The 19,122-nt window shown below is 61.9% G+C and carries 13 protein-coding genes and 1 pseudogene; 13 read left to right on the top strand and 1 reads right to left on the bottom strand.

Annotation, left to right across the window (positions count from 1 at the left end; genetic code table 11):
* Positions 1-39 precede the first annotated feature (39 nt).
* From J4O76_RS02910 to J4O76_RS02880, 7 genes and pseudogenes are all read left to right on the top strand, one after another.
* Complete coding sequence (locus J4O76_RS02910) at positions 40-1,002, top strand: 3-oxoacyl-[acyl-carrier-protein] synthase III C-terminal domain-containing protein (RefSeq protein ID WP_426280115.1); 963 nt, start codon at positions 40-42, stop codon at positions 1,000-1,002.
* The gene (locus J4O76_RS02905; RefSeq protein WP_426280114.1) at positions 999-1,943 is read left to right on the top strand and encodes an NAD-dependent epimerase/dehydratase family protein; all 945 of its coding nucleotides are present in this window, start codon (positions 999-1,001) and stop codon (positions 1,941-1,943) included. Before J4O76_RS02910 ends, J4O76_RS02905 begins: the two co-directional genes overlap by 4 nt.
* Entirely contained in the window at positions 1,937-2,779 is an 843-nt protein-coding gene (locus J4O76_RS02900) for an MBL fold metallo-hydrolase (protein WP_426280113.1), read from the top strand. The genes J4O76_RS02905 and J4O76_RS02900 overlap by 7 nt, the downstream gene beginning before the upstream one ends.
* Positions 2,764-3,906, top strand: coding sequence for an ATP-grasp domain-containing protein (locus J4O76_RS02895; protein WP_426280112.1), 1,143 nt, complete (start codon positions 2,764-2,766; stop codon positions 3,904-3,906). Before J4O76_RS02900 ends, J4O76_RS02895 begins: the two co-directional genes overlap by 16 nt.
* Positions 3,903-4,976: a hypothetical protein gene (locus J4O76_RS02890; RefSeq protein ID WP_426280111.1), complete on the top strand. Its 1,074-nt coding sequence runs from the start codon at positions 3,903-3,905 to the stop codon at positions 4,974-4,976. Before J4O76_RS02895 ends, J4O76_RS02890 begins: the two co-directional genes overlap by 4 nt.
* A pseudogene (locus J4O76_RS02885) lies at positions 4,970-5,233 on the top strand (Rieske 2Fe-2S domain-containing protein); the annotation flags it as partial. The gene J4O76_RS02890 and the pseudogene J4O76_RS02885, both read left to right, overlap by 7 nt.
* Before the next feature lie 351 nt (positions 5,234-5,584).
* Positions 5,585-5,968 (top strand): hypothetical protein, encoded by a 384-nt coding sequence (locus tag J4O76_RS02880; protein ID WP_426280403.1) that lies wholly within the window; start codon positions 5,585-5,587, stop codon positions 5,966-5,968.
* On the opposite strand, the gene J4O76_RS02875 is transcribed toward J4O76_RS02880, so the two are convergent.
* The gene (locus J4O76_RS02875; RefSeq protein WP_426280110.1) at positions 5,965-7,221 is read right to left on the bottom strand and encodes a F390 synthetase-related protein; all 1,257 of its coding nucleotides are present in this window, start codon (positions 7,219-7,221) and stop codon (positions 5,965-5,967) included. The genes J4O76_RS02880 and J4O76_RS02875 overlap by 4 nt on opposite strands.
* Before the next feature lie 326 nt (positions 7,222-7,547).
* On the opposite strand from J4O76_RS02875, the gene J4O76_RS02870 reads away from it, so the two are divergent.
* From J4O76_RS02870 to J4O76_RS02845, 6 genes are all read left to right on the top strand, one after another.
* A complete protein-coding gene (locus tag J4O76_RS02870) occupies positions 7,548-8,051 on the top strand; it encodes a hypothetical protein (protein WP_426280109.1) in 504 nt (167 codons plus the stop codon).
* An 816-nt stretch (positions 8,052-8,867) separates the two neighbouring features.
* Positions 8,868-15,263 carry a hypothetical protein gene (locus J4O76_RS02865; RefSeq protein ID WP_426280108.1) on the top strand — a complete coding sequence of 2,132 codons (6,396 nt, stop codon included), beginning with the start codon at positions 8,868-8,870 and terminating at the stop codon, positions 15,261-15,263.
* A 31-nt stretch (positions 15,264-15,294) separates the two neighbouring features.
* Positions 15,295-15,756 carry a toxin-activating lysine-acyltransferase gene (locus tag J4O76_RS02860; RefSeq protein WP_426280107.1) on the top strand — a complete coding sequence of 154 codons (462 nt, stop codon included), beginning with the start codon at positions 15,295-15,297 and terminating at the stop codon, positions 15,754-15,756.
* Between the two features lie 79 nt (positions 15,757-15,835).
* Positions 15,836-16,285, top strand: a complete 450-nt coding sequence (locus J4O76_RS02855) for a hypothetical protein (RefSeq protein ID WP_426280106.1) — start codon at positions 15,836-15,838, stop codon at positions 16,283-16,285.
* On the top strand, positions 16,249-17,943 hold the full coding sequence (locus tag J4O76_RS02850) for a TolC family outer membrane protein (protein WP_426280105.1): 1,695 nt from the start codon (positions 16,249-16,251) through the stop codon (positions 17,941-17,943). The genes J4O76_RS02855 and J4O76_RS02850 overlap by 37 nt, the downstream gene beginning before the upstream one ends.
* Positions 17,940-19,031 carry a TIGR03032 family protein gene (locus J4O76_RS02845; RefSeq protein ID WP_426280104.1) on the top strand — a complete coding sequence of 364 codons (1,092 nt, stop codon included), beginning with the start codon at positions 17,940-17,942 and terminating at the stop codon, positions 19,029-19,031. The genes J4O76_RS02850 and J4O76_RS02845 overlap by 4 nt, the downstream gene beginning before the upstream one ends.
* Positions 19,032-19,122 lie beyond the last annotated feature (91 nt).

The following is a 19,122-nucleotide window of genomic DNA, read 5'->3' as shown; positions in this document are numbered from 1 at the left end:
ATGGGATGGGCAGAACGGTTCGGATTCAAGCTGGCAGGCGTGGGCACTTATCTGCCGCGCAATCTCGTTTCGTCCGACGAACTCGATTTGCGCCATGGACGGTCCGTTGGAACTTCAGCAGCCTTAGGAATACAGACGAGGAGCGTCGCCGCCTCCGACGAGACCAGCAGCATGATGGCTTCCGAGGCCGCCAAAGCTGCCATCAACGACGCCGGTTGGGACAGATGCGATGTCGATGCGCTGATTTGCGCATGCGGGGTCGGTGAACAGGCGATCCCGGGAACGGCCCCGCTGGTCCAGCGAAATCTCGGCCTGGGACGAAGCGGGATCCCCGCGATCGACGTCAACGCGACCTGCCTCTCCTTTCTCGTAGGTTTGGATCATGCATTGATGGGGTTGCTGCTTGGGCGTTGGCAGCGGGTGGTGATAGCCTCCGCCGACATCGCTTCCGCCGCGTTGAACCATGACGACGTAAGAAGTTCCGCGATCTTCGGCGACGGCGCGGCAGCCGTCGCCATCGAGGTGGGCGGACGGTCCGTTCTCCTTGCCTCGAGCATCGCAACATACGGTGACCACGCCGACCTCTGCGGCCTCGAGGCCGGAGGCACGAAGTTGAGACCTCACGACGATATGGAGGCATTCCTCGGCGGCAGCCGCTTTCACATGGCGGGGCCGAGACTGTTCAAAGCGACGGCGAAGCTGTTGCCGCCCTTTCTGTCTCGGCTGTTCACCGATGCTGGACTTTCCATGCATGCGTGCGACACGGTCATCCCCCATCAGGCTTCCAGTCATGCGCTCAGACACCTGGAGGGGGTATTCCAAGGGGGACCGGTACCAAGGATCATGAACATCTTCGCCCAGAGCGGTAATCAGATCGCAGCTAGCCTGCCGCACGCACTCGCCGAGGCGAAAAGACGAGATTGGCTGGCGGAAGGCAGCACCTCGTTGCTCATCGGTTCGTCCGCGGGACTGTCTCTCGGGGGAGCACTCATTCGTTGGTGAGCATCCTCGTCACCGGAGCGGCGGGGGGAATCGGGCGTGCGCTTGTCCCGCGTCTCGTCGGGCGAGGCGTCGACGTGACTGCTGCCGTCCGTCGGATTCCACACGATCTGGGATGGTCTGGCGTCAGGGTCGTGAGCGGCGACCTCGCGGAGGACGATCTTGCGCCCATGCTAGATGGAATCTCGGTCGTCGTGCATCTCGCCGCTAGGTCCTCTCCCTGGGGAAAGCGTAGCGTATTCGAGCGGGACAACGTCGTCGCGACTACGCGGCTGCTGGCGGCTGCAGGTCACGCGGGGGTCCGCCGGTTCGTATTCGCCTCGTCTCCGGCCATATTCGCAGCGCGACGGCATAGGCTAGACCTTCGTGCCGACTCGCCACCGGCTGACCGACCCATCAACGACTATGCATGGAGCAAGCTTCTTGCAGAACGAACCGTTCAAGGCGAGAGTCGCATGTCGACGCTCGTGATCCGTCCCTCCGCCGTCATCGGCGATGGAGACCGCGCGATCCTGCCTAGGCTTCTGCGCGTCATGCAAACGGGATGGCTTCCTCTGGGCAATGGCGGATCGGCCATGTTCCATCCGACCGACATGCGCGATGCGGCTGAGGCGTTCGAGTGCGCCGCAATGGGCGATGCCCGCGGCATCATCAACGTCGCCGGGCGCGAACCGGTCCGCGTGGCGGTAATGGCGCGCACGCTCGCAGCCAGATTGAACCTCAAGCTCATGATGCCGAATGTGCCGGAAGCCCTTCTGAACGGAGCCTCCGTTACTTCCGAGTGGCTCGGCAGGCTCCGCGGAAGCGAACCAGCAGTCACGCGGTATTCGGCTTCGACGCTGTCTTGGTCGCGGACGTTCTCGTTGACGGACGCCGAACTGAAACTAGGTTGGCAACCGCGTTTCGGACCGGCCGAGATGTTGGATCGGATCGTGCCGTGCTGAAGCAGGTCGGACTTCGTCTGGTGGATACAGGATCATGCCGTCATCCGGAATTCATGACGATCCGCGGGGGAGCCTTGAAGCCGGCCGTTTTTCCTTCTCTCGTGGGAGTCATCAGACATCCGGACGAGGGACTGGTCCTCTTCGACACGGGTTACGATCCAGCCTTCCTGAAGGCGACGGAACATCTTCCCGAACGCCTATATCGTCTGTTGACACCACCCACCATCGCTACACCCGTTGCAGATGTACTGATCGACGCAGGTATCGACCCAGACAGCATCGCGCACATCGTCCTGTCGCATTTTCATGGCGATCACAGTTCCGGTCTCAAGCGGTTCCCCAACGCGATCGTGCACTGTGCCAAGGCCGGACTTCAGCGGGTCTGGGGCAGGGGGCGGGTAGCTGCGTTAAGAGCCGGAACCCCAGTGGGGGTACTACCTGACGATCTGCCGGCACGGTCTGCGTTCTTCGAGGACATGCCGTTGGTGAGCCTTCCGCGTGATCTTCTGCCGTTCGATCTCGGCGCAGACGTGCTTGGGGATGGGGCGTTGCTGGCCGTGCCGCTGCCAGGACACTGCCCAGGCCACTGGGGACTGGTTCTTCGCGAGGCGGGCGGTCTCCGCTTCCTTGTTGCCGACGCTGCCTGGTCTTCGCGCGCAATCAGAGAAAACCGTCCGCCCCCGACCCTCACGGCGACGCTCCTCGGCGACGCCAACGAAGTCCGTTCGACGCTTGGTCGATTACATGCGCTGACCACCCGGAACCCGGAGATCGTCCTGACTCCCTCTCACTGCGCGGAATCCGCTGCCCGGCTGAACGCATGCGACGGATACTGATCACCGGCGCCCGAGCGCCCGCAGCGCTCGACCTCGCAAGGAGCTTTCGCGCGGCGGGCTGTACGGTTACGCTCGCGGACTCCGTCACCGCCTTTGGAGCAGGCTTCTCACGGCCCCGTTATGATCGGCTGCGTCTGCCACCTCCAAGGTTCGCCTTCGGTTCATTCCGCACCAGCCTGCTCAACCGGATCGAGGGTTATGATCTCGTCGTGCCCACCTGTGAGGAGGTCTTCTTTCTCGCTGAGGCGGCAGCGCGGGACGGATGGACGGACCGCCTATTCGCGCCCACCATCGCATCGTTGCGCATCCTGCACTCGAAGGTGGAGTTTCCGGGATTTGCAAGAGAGAACGGCGTCGACGCACCGAGAAGCAGTCCTCTGACGATGCGTAGAGACGTTGATCGCTTGCAGGACACGGAACGGCTCGTCGTCAAACCGGAGTTTTCGCGCTTCGGCACGAGAACGCTGGTCGCGCCATCGAGAACGCGTCTCGGTTCGGTGCATCCGACGTCAGCCACTCGTTGGGTAGCGCAGGAGCGCATCGAGGGCTCGGAACTTTCGGTCTGGTCTGTCATTCGGGGCGGACGCCTAGTGGCCTGTGCGGTCTATGAACCGTTGCTGAGACAGTCGAATTCAGCCTCCTACGCTTTCCGTGCGGTCGATCGTCCCGACGTCCGAGAAGCGGTTGAGCGGATCGGTCGGGCAGTCGGGCAGGACGGGCAGCTCTCCTACGACGTCATCGTAACTTCCGATGGACGCGTAGCACCCGTAGAGTGCAATCCGAGAACGGTCAGCGGCGTGCACCTGTTCGACGGAGGGCCAGAGATCGCCCATGCCATGCTCGGGGACGGAGCTCTATCTGAGCCGGTCCCGGGAACGGTGCGGTTCCTCGGCCCGGCGATGGCGTTGATCGGACTTCCGGCCGCCTTGGCCACAGGTGGCCTTTCCCGCTGGATGCGGGTGTGGCGCTCCGGAATTGACGTCACCGGGCGCTTGGGCGACCGCGGGCCCGCCTTAGGCGTGCTGCTGGATGCCGCACGTTTCGGTATGCTCGGACTAGGGCGGCTGCGTAGTCCGACAGGAGAAACGACCGACGATATCGAGTGGAACGGCGAAGTGATGGCATGAGCGAGGCCATGCTCAACGCCATGGTATCTGCCGGAGCCCAGGCCATGGTGGAGAACACGTCGACCGACCTCAGCCTCATGCAGGTCGAAGGTCGCATCATGCCCGTCACTCGGGACGACGGCATACTTGGTGGCAGCTACGTCTGCAGTCCACACAGCGCCTACGCGCTCTATGCACGAAGAGAACTCGAACTGATCGGACGGAACTGGTGGACGCCGTTGGCCTATGCGGGCACCGCTGGCGTCGATGTCCTTCTTCGTGCCGCCCGCGCCAACCGGATCGTGCATCTCGACAATTGGATGGCTTCCACGAATCTTCATGGCAATTGGAACGGGTCCGGCCTCGCCAAGGCTCGCCGGGAACTGGTTGAACGCTACCCGGACCACGTCATTGCGATACGGTCGCTTGACCCCTGGTCGTCGCCCCACCTCCTGGCCGCCGCAGAAGCGGACGGTTGGATCCTGGCGCCGAGCCGACAGATATGGGTAGTCGACGACCTGGATCGCGAATGGCTGCCTCGGAGAAATTACTCGAACGACAGGCGCCTCATCGCCCGAAGCGGCCTTGCCATCGAGGACTTGGACGACGTCACCTCTAGCGATGCGCGACGCATATCCGAACTCTATCGCATGCTCTACGTCGACCGCTACTCTGATCTAAACCCGCAGTTCACGCCTGCGTTCATAGGCCTGTCCTCATCAACCGGAATGATCTCTTACCGTACGGCGAGGGATGCTCATGGCCTGATCCTAGCCGTCGCGGGAATGTGGACGAGAGGTGGGATCACGACGCCCGCCGTGGTCGGATACGATACGGGACAGGGCAGCGAGCGAGGCCTCTATCGGATCGCGACCTGGCTATTCATGCAGCGAGCACAAGAGCGAGGCATGCGCCTGCACGGGTCCGCGGGCGCTGCCCATTTCAAGCGCCTGCGGGGTGCAAGGGGGGTCATCGAACGGACCGCCTACTATGTCGAGCATCTACCGCGAACCCGCCGCCTCGCCTTCTCCATGCTAGCGAGAGCGCTGGATCGCTTCGTGACGCCCATGATGCAGGCTAAGGGATGGTGACGGAATGGCCATCCGCGATTGCGGCCGGTTGGCATCCCGTCGCATTTTCAAATGCGGTCCGGTCGGATCGCACCTTGCCAGTCGTGCTCATGGGGCAGCCACTGATCGTGATGCGAGATGACGAGGGCGTCTTCGCGCTGGCCGATCGCTGTCCGCATCGCGGGGTACCACTCTCCCGAGGACGTGCGGCCGACGGCGTGGTCGCGTGCGCCTACCACGGATGGCGGTTCGGACGCGATGGCGCCTGCTTAGAAGTCCCAGGCTCGAATTCCGGAGGCACGCGCGCGCGCGCCTACCAGTGCGTCGAACGTGTGGGACTGGTCTGGGTCGCGCTCGCATCAGTGCCTGCGGAGTTCCCGCGTCTTCCGCAGACGATGTGCGATGCCACGCTCGACAGGTTTTGGTGGCCTCTCAAGAGTTCGCGTGCCGACGTTCTCGATGCGCTTGAAAACCACCTGGATCCTGCCCATCCGCATCACGTTCACCCCTGGATGGTGCGTTCCGACGCTCGTCGGAAGGATGTTTCGGTGCGCGTCAGATCCGGTCCGTGGGGAGCTGAAGCCATCTACAGGGAGGAGGGGGGAGCGGCGGGTCTGATCCCAACGATCATGGAAGGGCACCGTACGACCAGCATCGGCAGACTCTACCCCCCGACGACCGGCGAGGTCTCGTTCGAAGGCCCGGAAGGTCTTCGACTATCCGTTTCGGTGATCTTCCAACCGGTCGCTGACGGAGTCACGCGGCCGTGGGCACACTTCGCGACGCCTCGTGGCCTCGTACCGGCAGGCCTTAAGGCCTTGGCGCTCAAGCTGATCCACCTACCGATACTGCGTCAGGACCGAAGGATCCTGGCGATCCAACGGGATGCCCGACGAGACGATGAAGCCGCCTACGCTGAGGGGCCTCTCGACCTGCTAGGTCCGACGATCTGGCGACTGGCAAACAGCAAGATCGAACCTGAGCGGACGTACGAGACGATCCTGAGGCTCTAGGCTCGCTCACGCTCGACGCGCCGTAGCTTCTGATCAAGACGGGGCGTCAATCCAACGATCGAGATTATATGCGCTGCAACGCCGAAGCGGTCCAGTACCTTGGTCAGACTGTCACGCGCCGCGGCGTGGGCAGCGTCAGGCATCGCTACGTCGAGTGAAACAGCGATCGAACCGTCCAGCCGCTGGACTATTCGGAAGTCATTGATCGCATCATGCGCATCGACGACGGCGTTGCGGAGGATATCCGGCGTGACGATAACGGTCACGTCGTCGCGCGCGAACTCGAATGCATCATCGATCCTGCCGTGGATCCGCGAGACCGCGAGGAACGCCGATCCGCAAGGGCAAGTCACATTCGCCAGTTCCAGGAGGTCGTTCATACGGTAGCGGATCATCGGCTGAACGCGCCGAACGAGGTCGGTGACAATCGGGTTGGCCAGCCTTCCGTCCGGCGTGTACTCCCATTCGAACCTCACAACGTCTTCCGCGAGATGCAAGGTTCCGTGCCGACACGACACGCCCAGCAGACCTTCGGTCGCCATGTAGATCTCGCGCAATGGGCGACCCGTCGCGCTTTCAATGATGGACCGGTCAATCGGATCAAGCACTTCGGCGGCACTGAACGCCTCTACGTCACCGAGTAGCCCCACCGCAGCCAATCCACGAAGTATCCTGGGTGGCGCGACGACCACGCTCGGCAAGAACAGTCGAAATTCGTCTCGCCACGCTGACAGGGGTTGCGAGAGGTCGAAGTACGCGAGACGTACCCGACTGCCCGTCGTTGCAGACGCATACAGCGCGGAGAATCCAGGCAGCGCTATCGCAACGCGTGTTCGCCGGAACATCGCTCTTGGAATCGTCTTGGCGAGGATCGTTCCGAGCCACGTCATCCTCTCGTGCTCGGATATCACGTAGACGCCTCTGTTGCCGCTGGTCCCGGTGCTCTGTCCCACGAAAAGGCGACCGATGCGTTCCCGTCCTTCCTCCAGCGTCCTGCGGAGCTCCTGGCGCTCGATCGCAGGCCGGTTGAACTCACCGAAACGATGCTGCTGAAGAGCCTTGTCGACGATCGGCATCCCTGCGTCGCCGGTCGAGATGTTGCGATAGAAGGCAACGTTGGCGCGAGCGGACCGTATCAGCCTTCCCGTGGCTCTCGCCTGATGACGAAGTATGGCGGAGCGAGACCGTAGCGTTCTGATGCGAAGCAGCGTCCGAAGGTAAGCCAACACCGCACTCAGTCTGTGATCCGCCATCGCATCATCCTTGTTGCGGTGCTTCCGGCTCTTGGCGATGGTTGGCCGGAATGGCCCGGATTACGAGCATTCTCCGCATTGCGGAAGTCATATGAGTATGATCTACTGACCAAATCAGACCCGCCAACGAATGCGAGTCGACCGATCTCGGAGAGGGTTGGAAGGGCTATGGAAGTATCTCGAACGGAATTCGCCGCCGCCGTCAACAGTGCGAGCATGCCGTGCGATACGAGACCGTCAGTCGGTGTTCCGATAGTCTGGGCAAAACGGTTCAGCCACGAGCACCGGTGCCGGTAATGTCGATTCCTCAACCACCTCCGGTCGTTATGACGAAAACCGACAATGCTTCTTTTTTAAACGTCTCGGTACGATCTTCAGACCGGTTGGTAGCTCTCACCCCGCGGGGTTTCCGCCCTTTGGCTGCAAGGGCAGTAGGAGCCGTCAGTACCATCCGCGAACTTGTACCGACCGGGGAAGGGCCTGAAAATTGGCGGCAGATGATCACCATTCAGAGCATTGATGGTCAGGCCTACACCAATCCCGCTGCGTTCCTGCGTTCATTCGGCGAAAGTTACGTCAACGCGTGTCCGAATGCTCAGCATACGAACATTCTCAACGGGAGCGTAGAAGGTCGGTCGACATCGGCCTTGATGCTTACATGTCCGACGGGACCTAACAGTGGGCTTGCTGAGACGACGTTCGTGAAATGTCTCCAAGGGGCGAAGTTCCTGTACGTCGTTCAATTCGCTTTTCGGGGCGAAATAACCGACGTGGACCGTGATCGCGCCGTGGAATATCTGAAGACCGTGAAGGTCGTCGCCGACCTCTGAGGACATTCGTCAGAGGTCGCGTGAACGAAAGGGATAGAGATGGGCAGAGGTCTGGATAGAGCGGTCGGCGCGACGTTGGCCAAACTTGCCTACATCCCAGTAGACAAGATTAGGCAGACCTCCGGTCAAACCACGTTGTCAGGACAGCCATTACCAAGTGGCAAGGTCTCCCCGGAGTCTATCGACCTCGCGCCACCAGAAGGTTGGTCGACGATAACCAACTACTCGAGCTACGGCAGCGGATACGCGATCACACCCGCATCCGCTGATCAGTTCGTTGTCTTCATAAATCAAACGACTAAGCAGGTGGTGTTCGCGGTCAAGGGAACCGACACCGTTTCGCAGGGCGTGAACGACGTCATCAATCAGGGTTACGAAGACTACGTCAGCATCAACAATGCCTTCTCGACAACCTACCCCACGCTTCAGAGCGCGCTCGGAGGGACGGGTTCCGGCTACTCCTACTACGTCGTCGGGCATAGTCTGGGCGGTGGCATCGCGCAGATGCTGGCTCTGAAATACGGCGTTGACGGATACGGCTATAATTCCGGGCCGATCGCCCCCGATTTTGCTCAGCAAATCGGCGGATCGATATCGCAAAGAATTTCAAACTATATCGCGGATGGGCATTCATTCCTAGAGACAGATCTAATTGGGGATCCTGTTTCTCACTTGCTATCATCTCCATTCTATAAGATCGACGCTAACCCGTTACAGGTCTATAATCCATATGGAAGCCTTCTATCCTTCGCCGCAACTTTAGGAGGGCCCAGCGCACTTATCGATCTTTTGGGAAAGTCGCATTCGATCGGAACTTTGGACACCGTTCTGAACGGCTCGCTGTACAACTACAATACTTCCAATTATCTGAGCCCTTCTCAGATCAGCAGCATAAACAACGCTGGAAGCCCGTCATATCTTCTCGGTGCCGTCAACTATGACGTCGTCGCTACGACGTTAAGAGGGAAAGCTGGCGATTTTTCGGTCGGTGGGAGCAACCTTTTCGATCCGCTAGGCCTCAACGTCGGTACGACTTCGTCCTACCAGAACTACCAGAACGGCGTTCTCGCGGGGCCGCTCTGGGGAACCCGATATCTCTCGGACGGAACGATCGCGTTCGGCCCTCTAGGGCTGCAGGCGTTCGATCTCGGCGTGCCGATCAGCCTTCAGGAGGCACCGTCCGCGCCCCCGCCCGATCCTTCGAAGTTCGATGTCACCTTCAGTCAACTCGCGCAGACCTTCGGTTCGACGCTAGGCCGCCTCATCGGTGGCTCCAACCTGGTCATCGGAACCGCCGCGGGCAGCGTGATCTCAGCGGTCGCGTTGAACATAGGACAATCGCTGTTCGGACCGGGCGCCCACATCGATCCCGGGGCAGCAGGTAGCGCAGGCGCAGGACCAGGGTCGGTGTGGTCGGACTTCGGCAACGAACTCGGACAGTTCGGCGTCAATGCGGCGATCGGTTCCGTCAGTTCCTATCTGGCGGCCGAATTTGGTCAAGCGGTGGGCCTCAGCGGCTTTGCGCAGGACGCGTTCTCATCCGTTACCGGCAACGTCCTTCAGTACTACGCTTCTTCGGCGCTGTCCGGCACGTCGATCGGGTCGGCGCTCGGTATCAAGGCTCCGTCGTCGCTCGGCAGCGCAGTCGAGAGCGGAATCGCTGGCTTCGTCGGAGCAGAACTCGCGTCGCTGATCCTGACGCCGCACACCGTAGCCGAATCCACGCTTGCTTCGCTTGGCTCGGCGGTCGGCTCCATCTTCTCGACGGCGCTGAACTCCGCCCTTTTCGGCGCCAAAATCGGCGCGAGCCTTGGCGTCGCGGGAGTTGCGATAGGCGCCTTCGTGGGCTTCATCATCGGAGATCTGTTCGGAAGTCTCTTCGGACACCACAAGCCGCGTACCCCCTCCGCCTCAGCGGAAACGGTGCTACAGATACCATTTGCGCGGTATGCGCTCGGCGCTGAGACGTCGGCCAATGGCGGCGACCTCAGCCTAGCGGATGCAATGGCGCGTGCGGCACGCGACACGCTTAACGGGATAATAGCTCAGGTCACGGGGGGCGGCGTTCCCGGCTTCGTCGCAAACGCGTATTCGCCGACGCAGGCCTATGGCGTCACAGGCAGCCAGATCTACGTCAAGCTTGGCGGAAGCCAGGTCAACGTGAGCACCGCCAACGAAGCAGTGGACCGGGGCGTCATATGGGCACTGCCCCAGACCCAGTTGATAGGCGGCGACCTGATACTCAAGCGCGCGCTTCACAATAGTGGAGCGGACACCATCACTACCCTGCTGGGCGATCTTCAGATTGCCCGCGACTATGCCAGCTACCTTCAGAACGAGCCTGTTATCGACGCCGCGATATCTTCGTCATGGAAATCGCTATCGGCCGACGATCAGGCGTTCTATTCGGCCAACAAGGCGTTCGTGACCAGAGCGATCTCCGCTTCCGAGCTGGCTCTATCTGACTCCGACCAGTCGTTCTACTACGCCAATCAGACTCAGATCGACCGGATAGTCGGATCGATCAGCGTGTCGAGCTTCGCAGCGGGGTGGATCGTCACGCTCGCGCGGGCCTCCGAGCTAGGTCTTGGCGGCTTCGCCGCGTCGGACTTCTATGGTGGATTGCAAGGGTTCCTACAGAGCTTCGGGGTGGCCTCAGCCGGCAGTGCCGTCCACTACGAGGATATCACCGCATCGCTTGGAGGCGGGCAGCTTACACTGGCGGCGGCGGGATCCTCCGCCATCGGCATGTTCTCTTTGCTGCCAAGCTCGTTGGCGGGCGGCGCGGCGATCAACATCGCCGCATTCGGTGCGCAGGTGGGATATGTCGAGCAGTCGATTGGATACCGGTCCACCGCAAGCGATATCGAGATTGCCGCGCCCGGTAGCGGGGCTGTGACCGTCTATGCCGGCACGCCGGGGAACTATGGCGGAAACTACGGATATTACTCCGGCAACGATGGTGGCAGCGACGTGATCATCGGGGCCGAGGGGAACGACCTTCTGGCTGCTGGCTCCGGTGGGGATTGGATCGACGGTCAGGCAGGGGACGATCAGATCTACGGCGGTGCAGGTGCCGATGTGCTTCTGGGCGGCACTGGTAACGATCTTATCATCGGCGGCATCGGGCGCGAATATCTTGCAGGTGGCGACGGCGACGACTCTCTCGACGGCGGCGGCGCTGCGGACGTTCTGGTAGGCGGTTCCGGGTCCGATACGGTCCATGGCGGCGATGGCAACGATACGCTCATCGCCGACGAGGATGGGGGCGGAACCTACGATCTCCTAGACGGCGGCAACGGCAACGACACGGTATCTTTCGAGCGCTTCTCGACGGGAGTGACGGCCGACATTAGCGGACAGGGCCCGAGTAACGTCCTTACGGTCCAACAGGCGGGCTTCACGCTCTATAGCAATCAGGCGGTCTACTCGCCTGATGGAAACTACCGTTTCGTATTCCAAAGCGATCAGAACCTTGTTCTCTACGGGCCTGGCAACGCCGTCCTCTGGGCAGCGAACACGAAGAACGGCGGTGGCAACCGCGTGACGCTAAGCGCCGATGGCAATCTCGTGATGTACAAGTCGAACGGCAGCGTGAAGTGGCAGTCCTATACCGGCGGTCACTCGGGCGCGACCCTGACGTTGGACAATGCGGGGCAACTCAACATCGACGATCAGGACGGTACGGCATACTTCACGATCGGGGGGGGCGGATACGTCGCTCCGGTCGTCAGCAGCATATATGGCGACCAGTGGCAGTCGATCGAGAACATCACCGGGTCGAACCATGACGATCATCTAACAGGAACCAACTACGGGAGCACCTTGAAGGGCCTCGCCGGCGATGATGTTCTCGAGGGTGGCAATGGGGACGACTTGCTCGAAGGCGGCGGCGGGGCGGACCAACTCAATGGCGGCGGCGGCTCGAATACTGCGGCATACGCGGCATCGGCAGCCGGGGTGTACGTCGATCTCGCGACCGGCCGTGCAATCGGCGGAGACGCGACGGGGGACACGTTCTCGAACATCCAGAACCTCAGCGGTTCTGCTGACGGTGACGAGATGGCCGGAGACGCCGGCATCAACATCATCAAGACAGGTATGGGCGATGACTGGATCGACGCGACCGCAGGCTACGACACCTATGACGGTGGCGATGGCTTCGACACGATAGATTACTCGGAATCTGGCTTCGTCGCGGGATCGACAACGTTCGAGTACGGCGGCAACTCGTTTACCTACACGTCTCCTGCCATTACGGTCTCGATGGACCCATACGGTGCTTCGGCGTACTATTTGGCCGCCGATGGATCGAGCGGGCTTCAGACCCTTAACTCCGTCGAGCAAGTGATCGGGACTTCCTCCGATGACAGCTTCTCGAGTCTGGGATCCGCCCTCAACGTCACGTGGAACGGCGGCGCTGGCGCAGACGTCTTCTCTGGCGGCGACGGTTCGGACACGTACGTCTTCGGCCGGGGATTTGGCACCTATTCCATCACGGACACGGCTGCGGCGTCCAACACGTTGCAATTGAAATCGGACGTGACTTTCGATGACGTTTGGGTCGGAAACGCAGGCGGCACCCTGCAGATCGGCATTCGTGGCGAGGCAGGGTACATGTCCGTGTCTTCGAACTTCGCGACCCCGGGCAACGACGTCATCAAGACGCTGGACATGGGCGGGGCGGGGCAAGTCGACCTTACACAAATCAACGCAGTGTATGCCGGCAGCGATGGCAGCGAAGGCATCTCAGGCGACAGCAGCACCAGCAACCTCATCTTCGGCTATGATGGCGCCGACTCCATCTACGGAGCCAATGGAGCATATTCCTATCAGGGCAGCGTGATCTACGCTGGACTGGGCGACGATACGATCGTGACGTCTGTGGGCGACGATCAGTTCCTTTATGAGCGCGGTAACGGTCGTGACTACGTCATCGACAACGGTGGCCAGAACACGATCGTATTCGGTCCGACCGTCGCGGCGGAGGATGTGCTCTACGAGGTGATCGGCAACGACCTCATCATCGGCGTCAAGAACCCGGCAAACCCGAACCTGACCGCATCCCAGGTGACCGATACGATGCAGATCGTCGGCGGCGGGGTGAAGTACGTCGGCACGACGAACGGTACGACGTATTGGAACACCAGCTTCTCCATCGAAGCCGGTGGAGCGACGACCGATCTGACGAAAGCCAACATCGCATGGACGGTCAACTACTTTGACGACAGCACTCCACCGGGCGGATACGGGGGATATGGGGGGTATGGCGGTTACGGCGGAGGCTACATACCGCCGATCGTGCTCGACCTCTCGAACGACGGCCTCGAAATAACGCCTGTCGCTCAGTCGGACATCGTTACGCGGGACGCCTCTGGCAAGGTACTTCGGACTTCCTGGGTCGGGCCGACAAACGGGATACTGGCCTATGATCGAAACGGCGACGGGCGGGTGGACAATACCGGCGACATATCATTCAGGCGCGACAAGGCCGGCGCCAAGACCGACCTTGAGGGCCTTGCCGGATGGGACAGCAATGCCGATGGGACGCTCGATGCCCGCGACGCGGACTTCGCAAAGCTGGTCGTATGGACCGATGCCAACCAGGACGGTCAGCAGGAGCAAGGCGAAGTCGTCTCGCTGATCGAGGCCGGTGTCGCCTCGATAGATCTGAAGGGCAAGCCGACCGGTTTCGACGGAAAGGACAACATCGACACGATCGTCCACAACACCACGCTCTTCATGCGGGTCGATGGGTCGACAGGCACCGCCTACGACGTCGCGTTGGCCCGGCGAGCGCTGGGCGACGATGTCGCTTCTTCGATACTGGGGATGAAAGGGCTGGAGCAAGTCGCCTCGTTCGGTAAACTCGCCGACGCTCAGTCCTCCAGCGCCTTGGGCAGAGGGGGCGGCGCGGCGCTAATCGCCGGCGTGGTAGACACGCTTCCCCAAGTCCAAGTCGGAGGCCTCGTGAACGCGACCATCGATCCCGCTTCGGCGGCACGGTGGGCGAATGTACTCGATCCAACCTTGAAAGCCGCACGTCAGAATTTGCTGGCAGGCGGAATGCAGGGAGGTGACTTGCTGCAGACGATCCGGACGTCCGTTGCCCACGGCGACGATTGGTCGACGCTGTTCGGTCGTGGCCTTCGTACCACGGCGACGCGGATGCAGGCGATCGTCGTCGACTTCGATCGGTCTGGTGCGGACCTGATCGATCCGACGAAGTCGACCGCGCTAGCGGACGTCTCCCGCACCGGAGTTCCAGTGCAGATCGGCTGGGTGAAGGGTACGGACGGCGTCCTCGCGTACGACGCCGACGGGAACGGACAGGTCGACGTCGCAAAGGAGGTAGACTTCACAGGCAAGGTGGCCAACGCCAAGAGCGCATTCCAAGGAATGGGAGCCTACGACACGAACAAGGACGGACTGCTCGACGCCGCCGACGCTGGGTTCGCCAAGTTCCTGATCTGGCGCGACAAGAACTCAAACGGGCGATCGGACGCCGGCGAAGTCCAGTCGCTAGCACAGGCTGGCGTCAAACAGTTCGACCTTGCTCATCAATCGTCGCGTTCGGCGTTCGGTAGTGCGGAAGCGAACGAGGTTCTTGGCGTTGGCAAGGTGACGTTCACGGATGGATCCAGCCGTGCAGCCTATGATGTCGCCTTGGGGTTCGCGGATGGCGACGCGAACAGCGATCCAGCGCCCATGAGGACACCGACAGCGAAGGCGAACGTCATAGCCGCCTCTCCTTCCGACAGTGGCAACGGGGCCGCAGCGAATGGACAGTCGTCCAGCCCTGACTTTTCGAGCTCTACAGGTTTCACCGCGGTAGGGCGCATGCGTGGTGGTTTGTCAGGTCAGTCCGGACAGGTAGTGGCTACCGACGCCGCGCCCGCCGCGGCATCGGTATGGTGGCGCGACCCGACTGCCGTGGGCAATGATATTGCGTCGCTCGTTCCGCCCCAGTTGGTCGGAAGCGGCGTATCTGGCGCGAACGCGTCAAGTATTGGCAGCACGCCATCCAACGACGCGGCGCAACTGCAGCGGATCATGCTGCTGAGGCAGAACATGGCGTCGTTGCATGGCGATGCCGGAGGTGCAGCGGCGATCTGGAACCGTGGAGCCGCCAACGACATGCCGCTCGCCGCGGCTTCGACGAGCGGCTATGCTATGGTGCCCGCATCGACGCTCAATGCGCGTGCGGGCTGACGAACGGCGTAACGAAAGGGTCCTGCTAAACGTGTCCACCGTTCCTCCCATTGCCAAGCATTCGGCCGCCGAGAAGACGGTCGCGGAGATGCTTGGCGAGATCACCTGGCTGCTTACGCAATCGCCAGTCCACAAGCAGCTGTTCGTCGGCGACCTTGAATGGTTCTGCATGCCTCCGATACTGCACCGTACGTTCCGCATGTTCTACGGGCCACAGTCGCCGGCGGCCGTCGTCATGTTCGCGCGGGTGTCTTCAGATACGGATGCGCGACTGGAATCGGGCGGTTACAAGCTGCGCGCTGACGAATGGATTGGCGGCGACATCCCGTGGTTGATTGAGATGGTCGCACCGTTCGGCGCTCAGGACGAAATCATGGCGGATTTCGCGACCAACATCTTTCCGGGCGAACCGTTCAAGTATCACCGGGTCAATGCGGCGGGGGTTCGCGAGGTTGCGATCTGGGAAGCCATCATCCCAGAGACCGTGAACTGACCGGGCGCGCATCGTGAACGTCGCCCTGCTCGTAATTTTGACTGGCAGCCTATGGCCGTTCGGCAACGGAGGCCAGACCGTGACTAACCGATATCTGGTTCCGGCATGGCACGTGGATACCGTGCTGGACAGGTTCACGAACCGGACCGTCTGCCGCGTATATCAGGGCGCTGCGCGAAAACCGTCGGTCAGTTACGCGCGTGGAACGCTCGCCTTCGCATTCCCAAGGTCGCGCAACACTCTCAACGCCGATTTCCGCGTCGATGATGGACCGGCACGTCCGTGGACCTCGGTCTACCCGGTGGTGGTAGGAGCGGGAGCGACGCTGGCTGGAACGAGCATGACGAACCCCACGCAGGGTCTCGTCATCCTTCCGGTTGCGACGGTCGCGGGCGCGACGACGGTCACGATCCGCTCGCGCCCCGACGACAAGCCCCGCGTCTTCAGCGTCGGCGGTCTAGGGGACGCAATGGCGGCAGCGCGGCGGCTGGGGTGCGATCCCGGCAACGGGTTCATGCGGCCCCTCTAGGCGTGCATCACCGCCCGTCCCGAAGGTTGAGTCCGTGTCTGCGCGCGGCTGGACGAAAGGCATCGCAGCTGCTCGGTTTGGCACTGGCCTTGATCGCGCCATCTGTACTCGCACAGACGATCGGGCCCCCTGCTGCGCCCGCCGAGACGCTCGCAGAGGCGATCGCCCTCGCATATCAGACAAACCCGACCCTGCAGTCGCAGCGCGCTCAACTTCGAGCCATAGACGAGACCTACGTTCAGAGCCGTTCTCAGTTCGGACCCACAATACAGCTCGACGCGAACGCGCAATATGCGAACGACAGACTGACACGAGGAGAGGTCCGTGGCGTTCCGGTCCCCTCGTCGCGCGATCGGACGGATAGCGTCGGAGCGCAACTGGTCGTGAACCAGCCCCTGTATACCGGGGGCCGCCTTACCCTGGAGACACGCGCTGCGCGCTACCGCGTCCGTGCCGGACGAGAGGCGTTACGCGCGACCGAAGGGGACATCGTATTCCGCGTGATCCAGGCGTTCGTCGATCTTCGTCGTGATCTGGGCGCCTTGGAGATCAGGAGGACGAACCTAGCAGCGGTAAGGTCGACGCTCGACGAGGTGCGGGCCCGCACGCAGGCCGGCGAACTGACGCAGACCGATCTGGCGCAGGCGAATGCGCAGGTGGCTGCCGAGGAAGCGAACGTCGCCACCGCCGAGGACCAGTCGCGAGCAAGCAGAATAGCCTATGCGAGCGTCGTCGGGCGCAACCCGGGTACACTCGTGCCGGAGCCGCCGCTACCCAATCTACCTGCCAGCGCGCAGGAGAGTTGGGGCATCGCCGCGGACAACAGTCCGGAACTTCAACAAGCGCTCTACAACGAACAGCAATCGCGAGCGCGACTTCAAGAGGCGCGGGTGTCCGCAGGGCCCACTCTGTCGCTGCGAGGGTCGGGAGGCTATTCGACCGATCTGGATCCGTTGAATCGCGCAAATCGCAATCGTTCGTTCGCTGGGCAACTCGTGCTTAGCCAACCGCTCTTCACCAGCGGGCTCACGCGATCCGTCATCCGGCAGGCACAGGAGACGAACACGAGCGACCGATCGCAGATCGAGGTGTCGCGACGGGCCATGCTGCAGTCGGTGACGGATTCATGGAATCAGATGGTGACGCTACGCGGGAACGTCCCCCGCCAGCACAGGCAAGTCGAGGCGGCATCTACGGCGTTCCGCGGAATGACGATAGAATACCGCGCGGGGGAGCGATCGACGCTCGACGTACTTATCGCCGAAGAGACCCTGCGTGATGCCGAACTCGCGGAACTCAGTGCCCGGCACGATGCCTACCTCAGCGCGGCTCTCGTTCTGCGCTACATCGGCAGACTCGACGCCGGCGACATCGTCGAAGCACTTCCACGCTACGACCCAGCCGACCATTTCCGCGAAGTGGCGAACCGCGGAGCGCTTCCTTGGGAGCCGTTGGTCCGCTTGTTCGACGGCGTCCTGCTGCCTGCCGCGGGGCAGCAGGCGATACCAGCCCCACCTGCCGCGAACGAAGCACGCATCGCGCCTGCAGAACCTGACGCTTCCCAACGCACCGTCGACGAGGTTCCGGTTACGCCGGTGCCGGGGACAGTGTCGCCGATGTCGCCGCCGCTTCGCCGCGCTGGGCCGCCATCGCGATGACGTCGCCGAATCCGCCCTCTTCGTTGCAAGCGCAGGCGACCCCACGCGAGCGCACGACGATCAACGTATCCAAGGGCCTTGCGGAGCTACTCTTACGGCTTCGCATGTCTCTCGCCTTCACCTCGTACCAGAGCGGTCAGCTGTTTCTGGTAGGGGTCGATCCCGACGATCGCATCGCTATCGACCAGCAGCACTTCGAGCGCGCGATGGGGCTTCATTGGAACAAGGGGCGGCTTCACCTGGCTACAGGGACGCAGATCATCCGGTTCGAGGACATGCTGCTTCCAGGCGAGCAGGCCGACGGTCGCAACGACGCGGTTCTCGTGCCCCGACTCAGCTGGACGACAAACGACGTCGACGCCCATGAACTTTCAGTGGACGTGTCGGGACGGCCATTGTTCGTAGCGACGAGATTCAACTGCATCGCTACCGTCGACGACCGTTTCAGCTTCTCCCCCGTCTGGATGCCCGAGTTCCTCGACGGTTCGGACAAGGGCGATCGATGTCATCTGAACGGGATGGCGCTGGTCGACGGGACCCTTGCCTGCGTCAGCATGGTATCGACGACCGATGAAGTCGATGGCTGGCGTGCCCAACGGAATGCTGGCGGGGTGATTATGGAATGTCGCACCGGCCGGTCGCTCGTCAGCGGGTTGTCGATGCCGCATAGCCCTCGCATACACGAAGGTGCCTTGTGGTTTCTCGAGGCAGGACGCGGAGCGCTCGCCAAGGTTGAACTCGCAACAGGTGTCCGCCGCGACGTTGCATTTCTTCCCGGCTTCGCGCGAGGCCTCGATCTGGTTGGCACCCACGCGTTGGTCACGGTGTCGAAACCGCGGGATGCCCGGTTCGATGGCCTTCAACTCGATCATGAACTCGCCTCTCGGGGCCAAAGCGCCTGGTGCGGCGTTCTGGTCGTCAACTTGGAAAACGGGTCGATCGATGGCTGGATCAGGTTCGAGGGGCCAGTCCAGGAACTGTTTGACGTCGTCGCGCTGCCGGGCGTGCTCTGCCCGAGAAGCTTGTCACCGGGAACGCGCGAGCTCTGGGATAACGTTCGACCTCGACCCGAGATAGACCGACGTTGAGCAAAGGCCGATGACGTCGAGGAGTCGCCGGCGCGGGCTGAAGGTGGAACGGGACAAGCCTAAGCCAGAAGCGAAGTCCGAAAAGCTTGAA

Origin of the sequence: Sphingomonas sp. NFX23 (genome assembly GCF_049887795.1) — a bacterium.
Classification (GTDB): domain Bacteria; phylum Pseudomonadota; class Alphaproteobacteria; order Sphingomonadales; family Sphingomonadaceae; genus Sphingomonas.
This window is presented reverse-complemented; position numbering and strand designations above follow the sequence as displayed.

Coding starts and splice junctions, on each gene's coding strand:
- J4O76_RS02895 (WP_426280112.1), top strand. CDS start 2,764: ATGCGACGGATACTGATCACCGGCGCCCGAGCGCCCGCAGCGCTCGAC.
- J4O76_RS02890 (WP_426280111.1), top strand. CDS start 3,903: ATGAGCGAGGCCATGCTCAACGCCATGGTATCTGCCGGAGCCCAGGCC.
- J4O76_RS02880 (WP_426280403.1), top strand. CDS start 5,585: ATGGAAGGGCACCGTACGACCAGCATCGGCAGACTCTACCCCCCGACG.
- J4O76_RS02875 (WP_426280110.1), bottom strand. CDS start 7,221: ATGGCGGATCACAGACTGAGTGCGGTGTTGGCTTACCTTCGGACGCTG.
- J4O76_RS02870 (WP_426280109.1), top strand. CDS start 7,548: ATGACGAAAACCGACAATGCTTCTTTTTTAAACGTCTCGGTACGATCT.
- J4O76_RS02845 (WP_426280104.1), top strand. CDS start 17,940: ATGACGTCGCCGAATCCGCCCTCTTCGTTGCAAGCGCAGGCGACCCCA.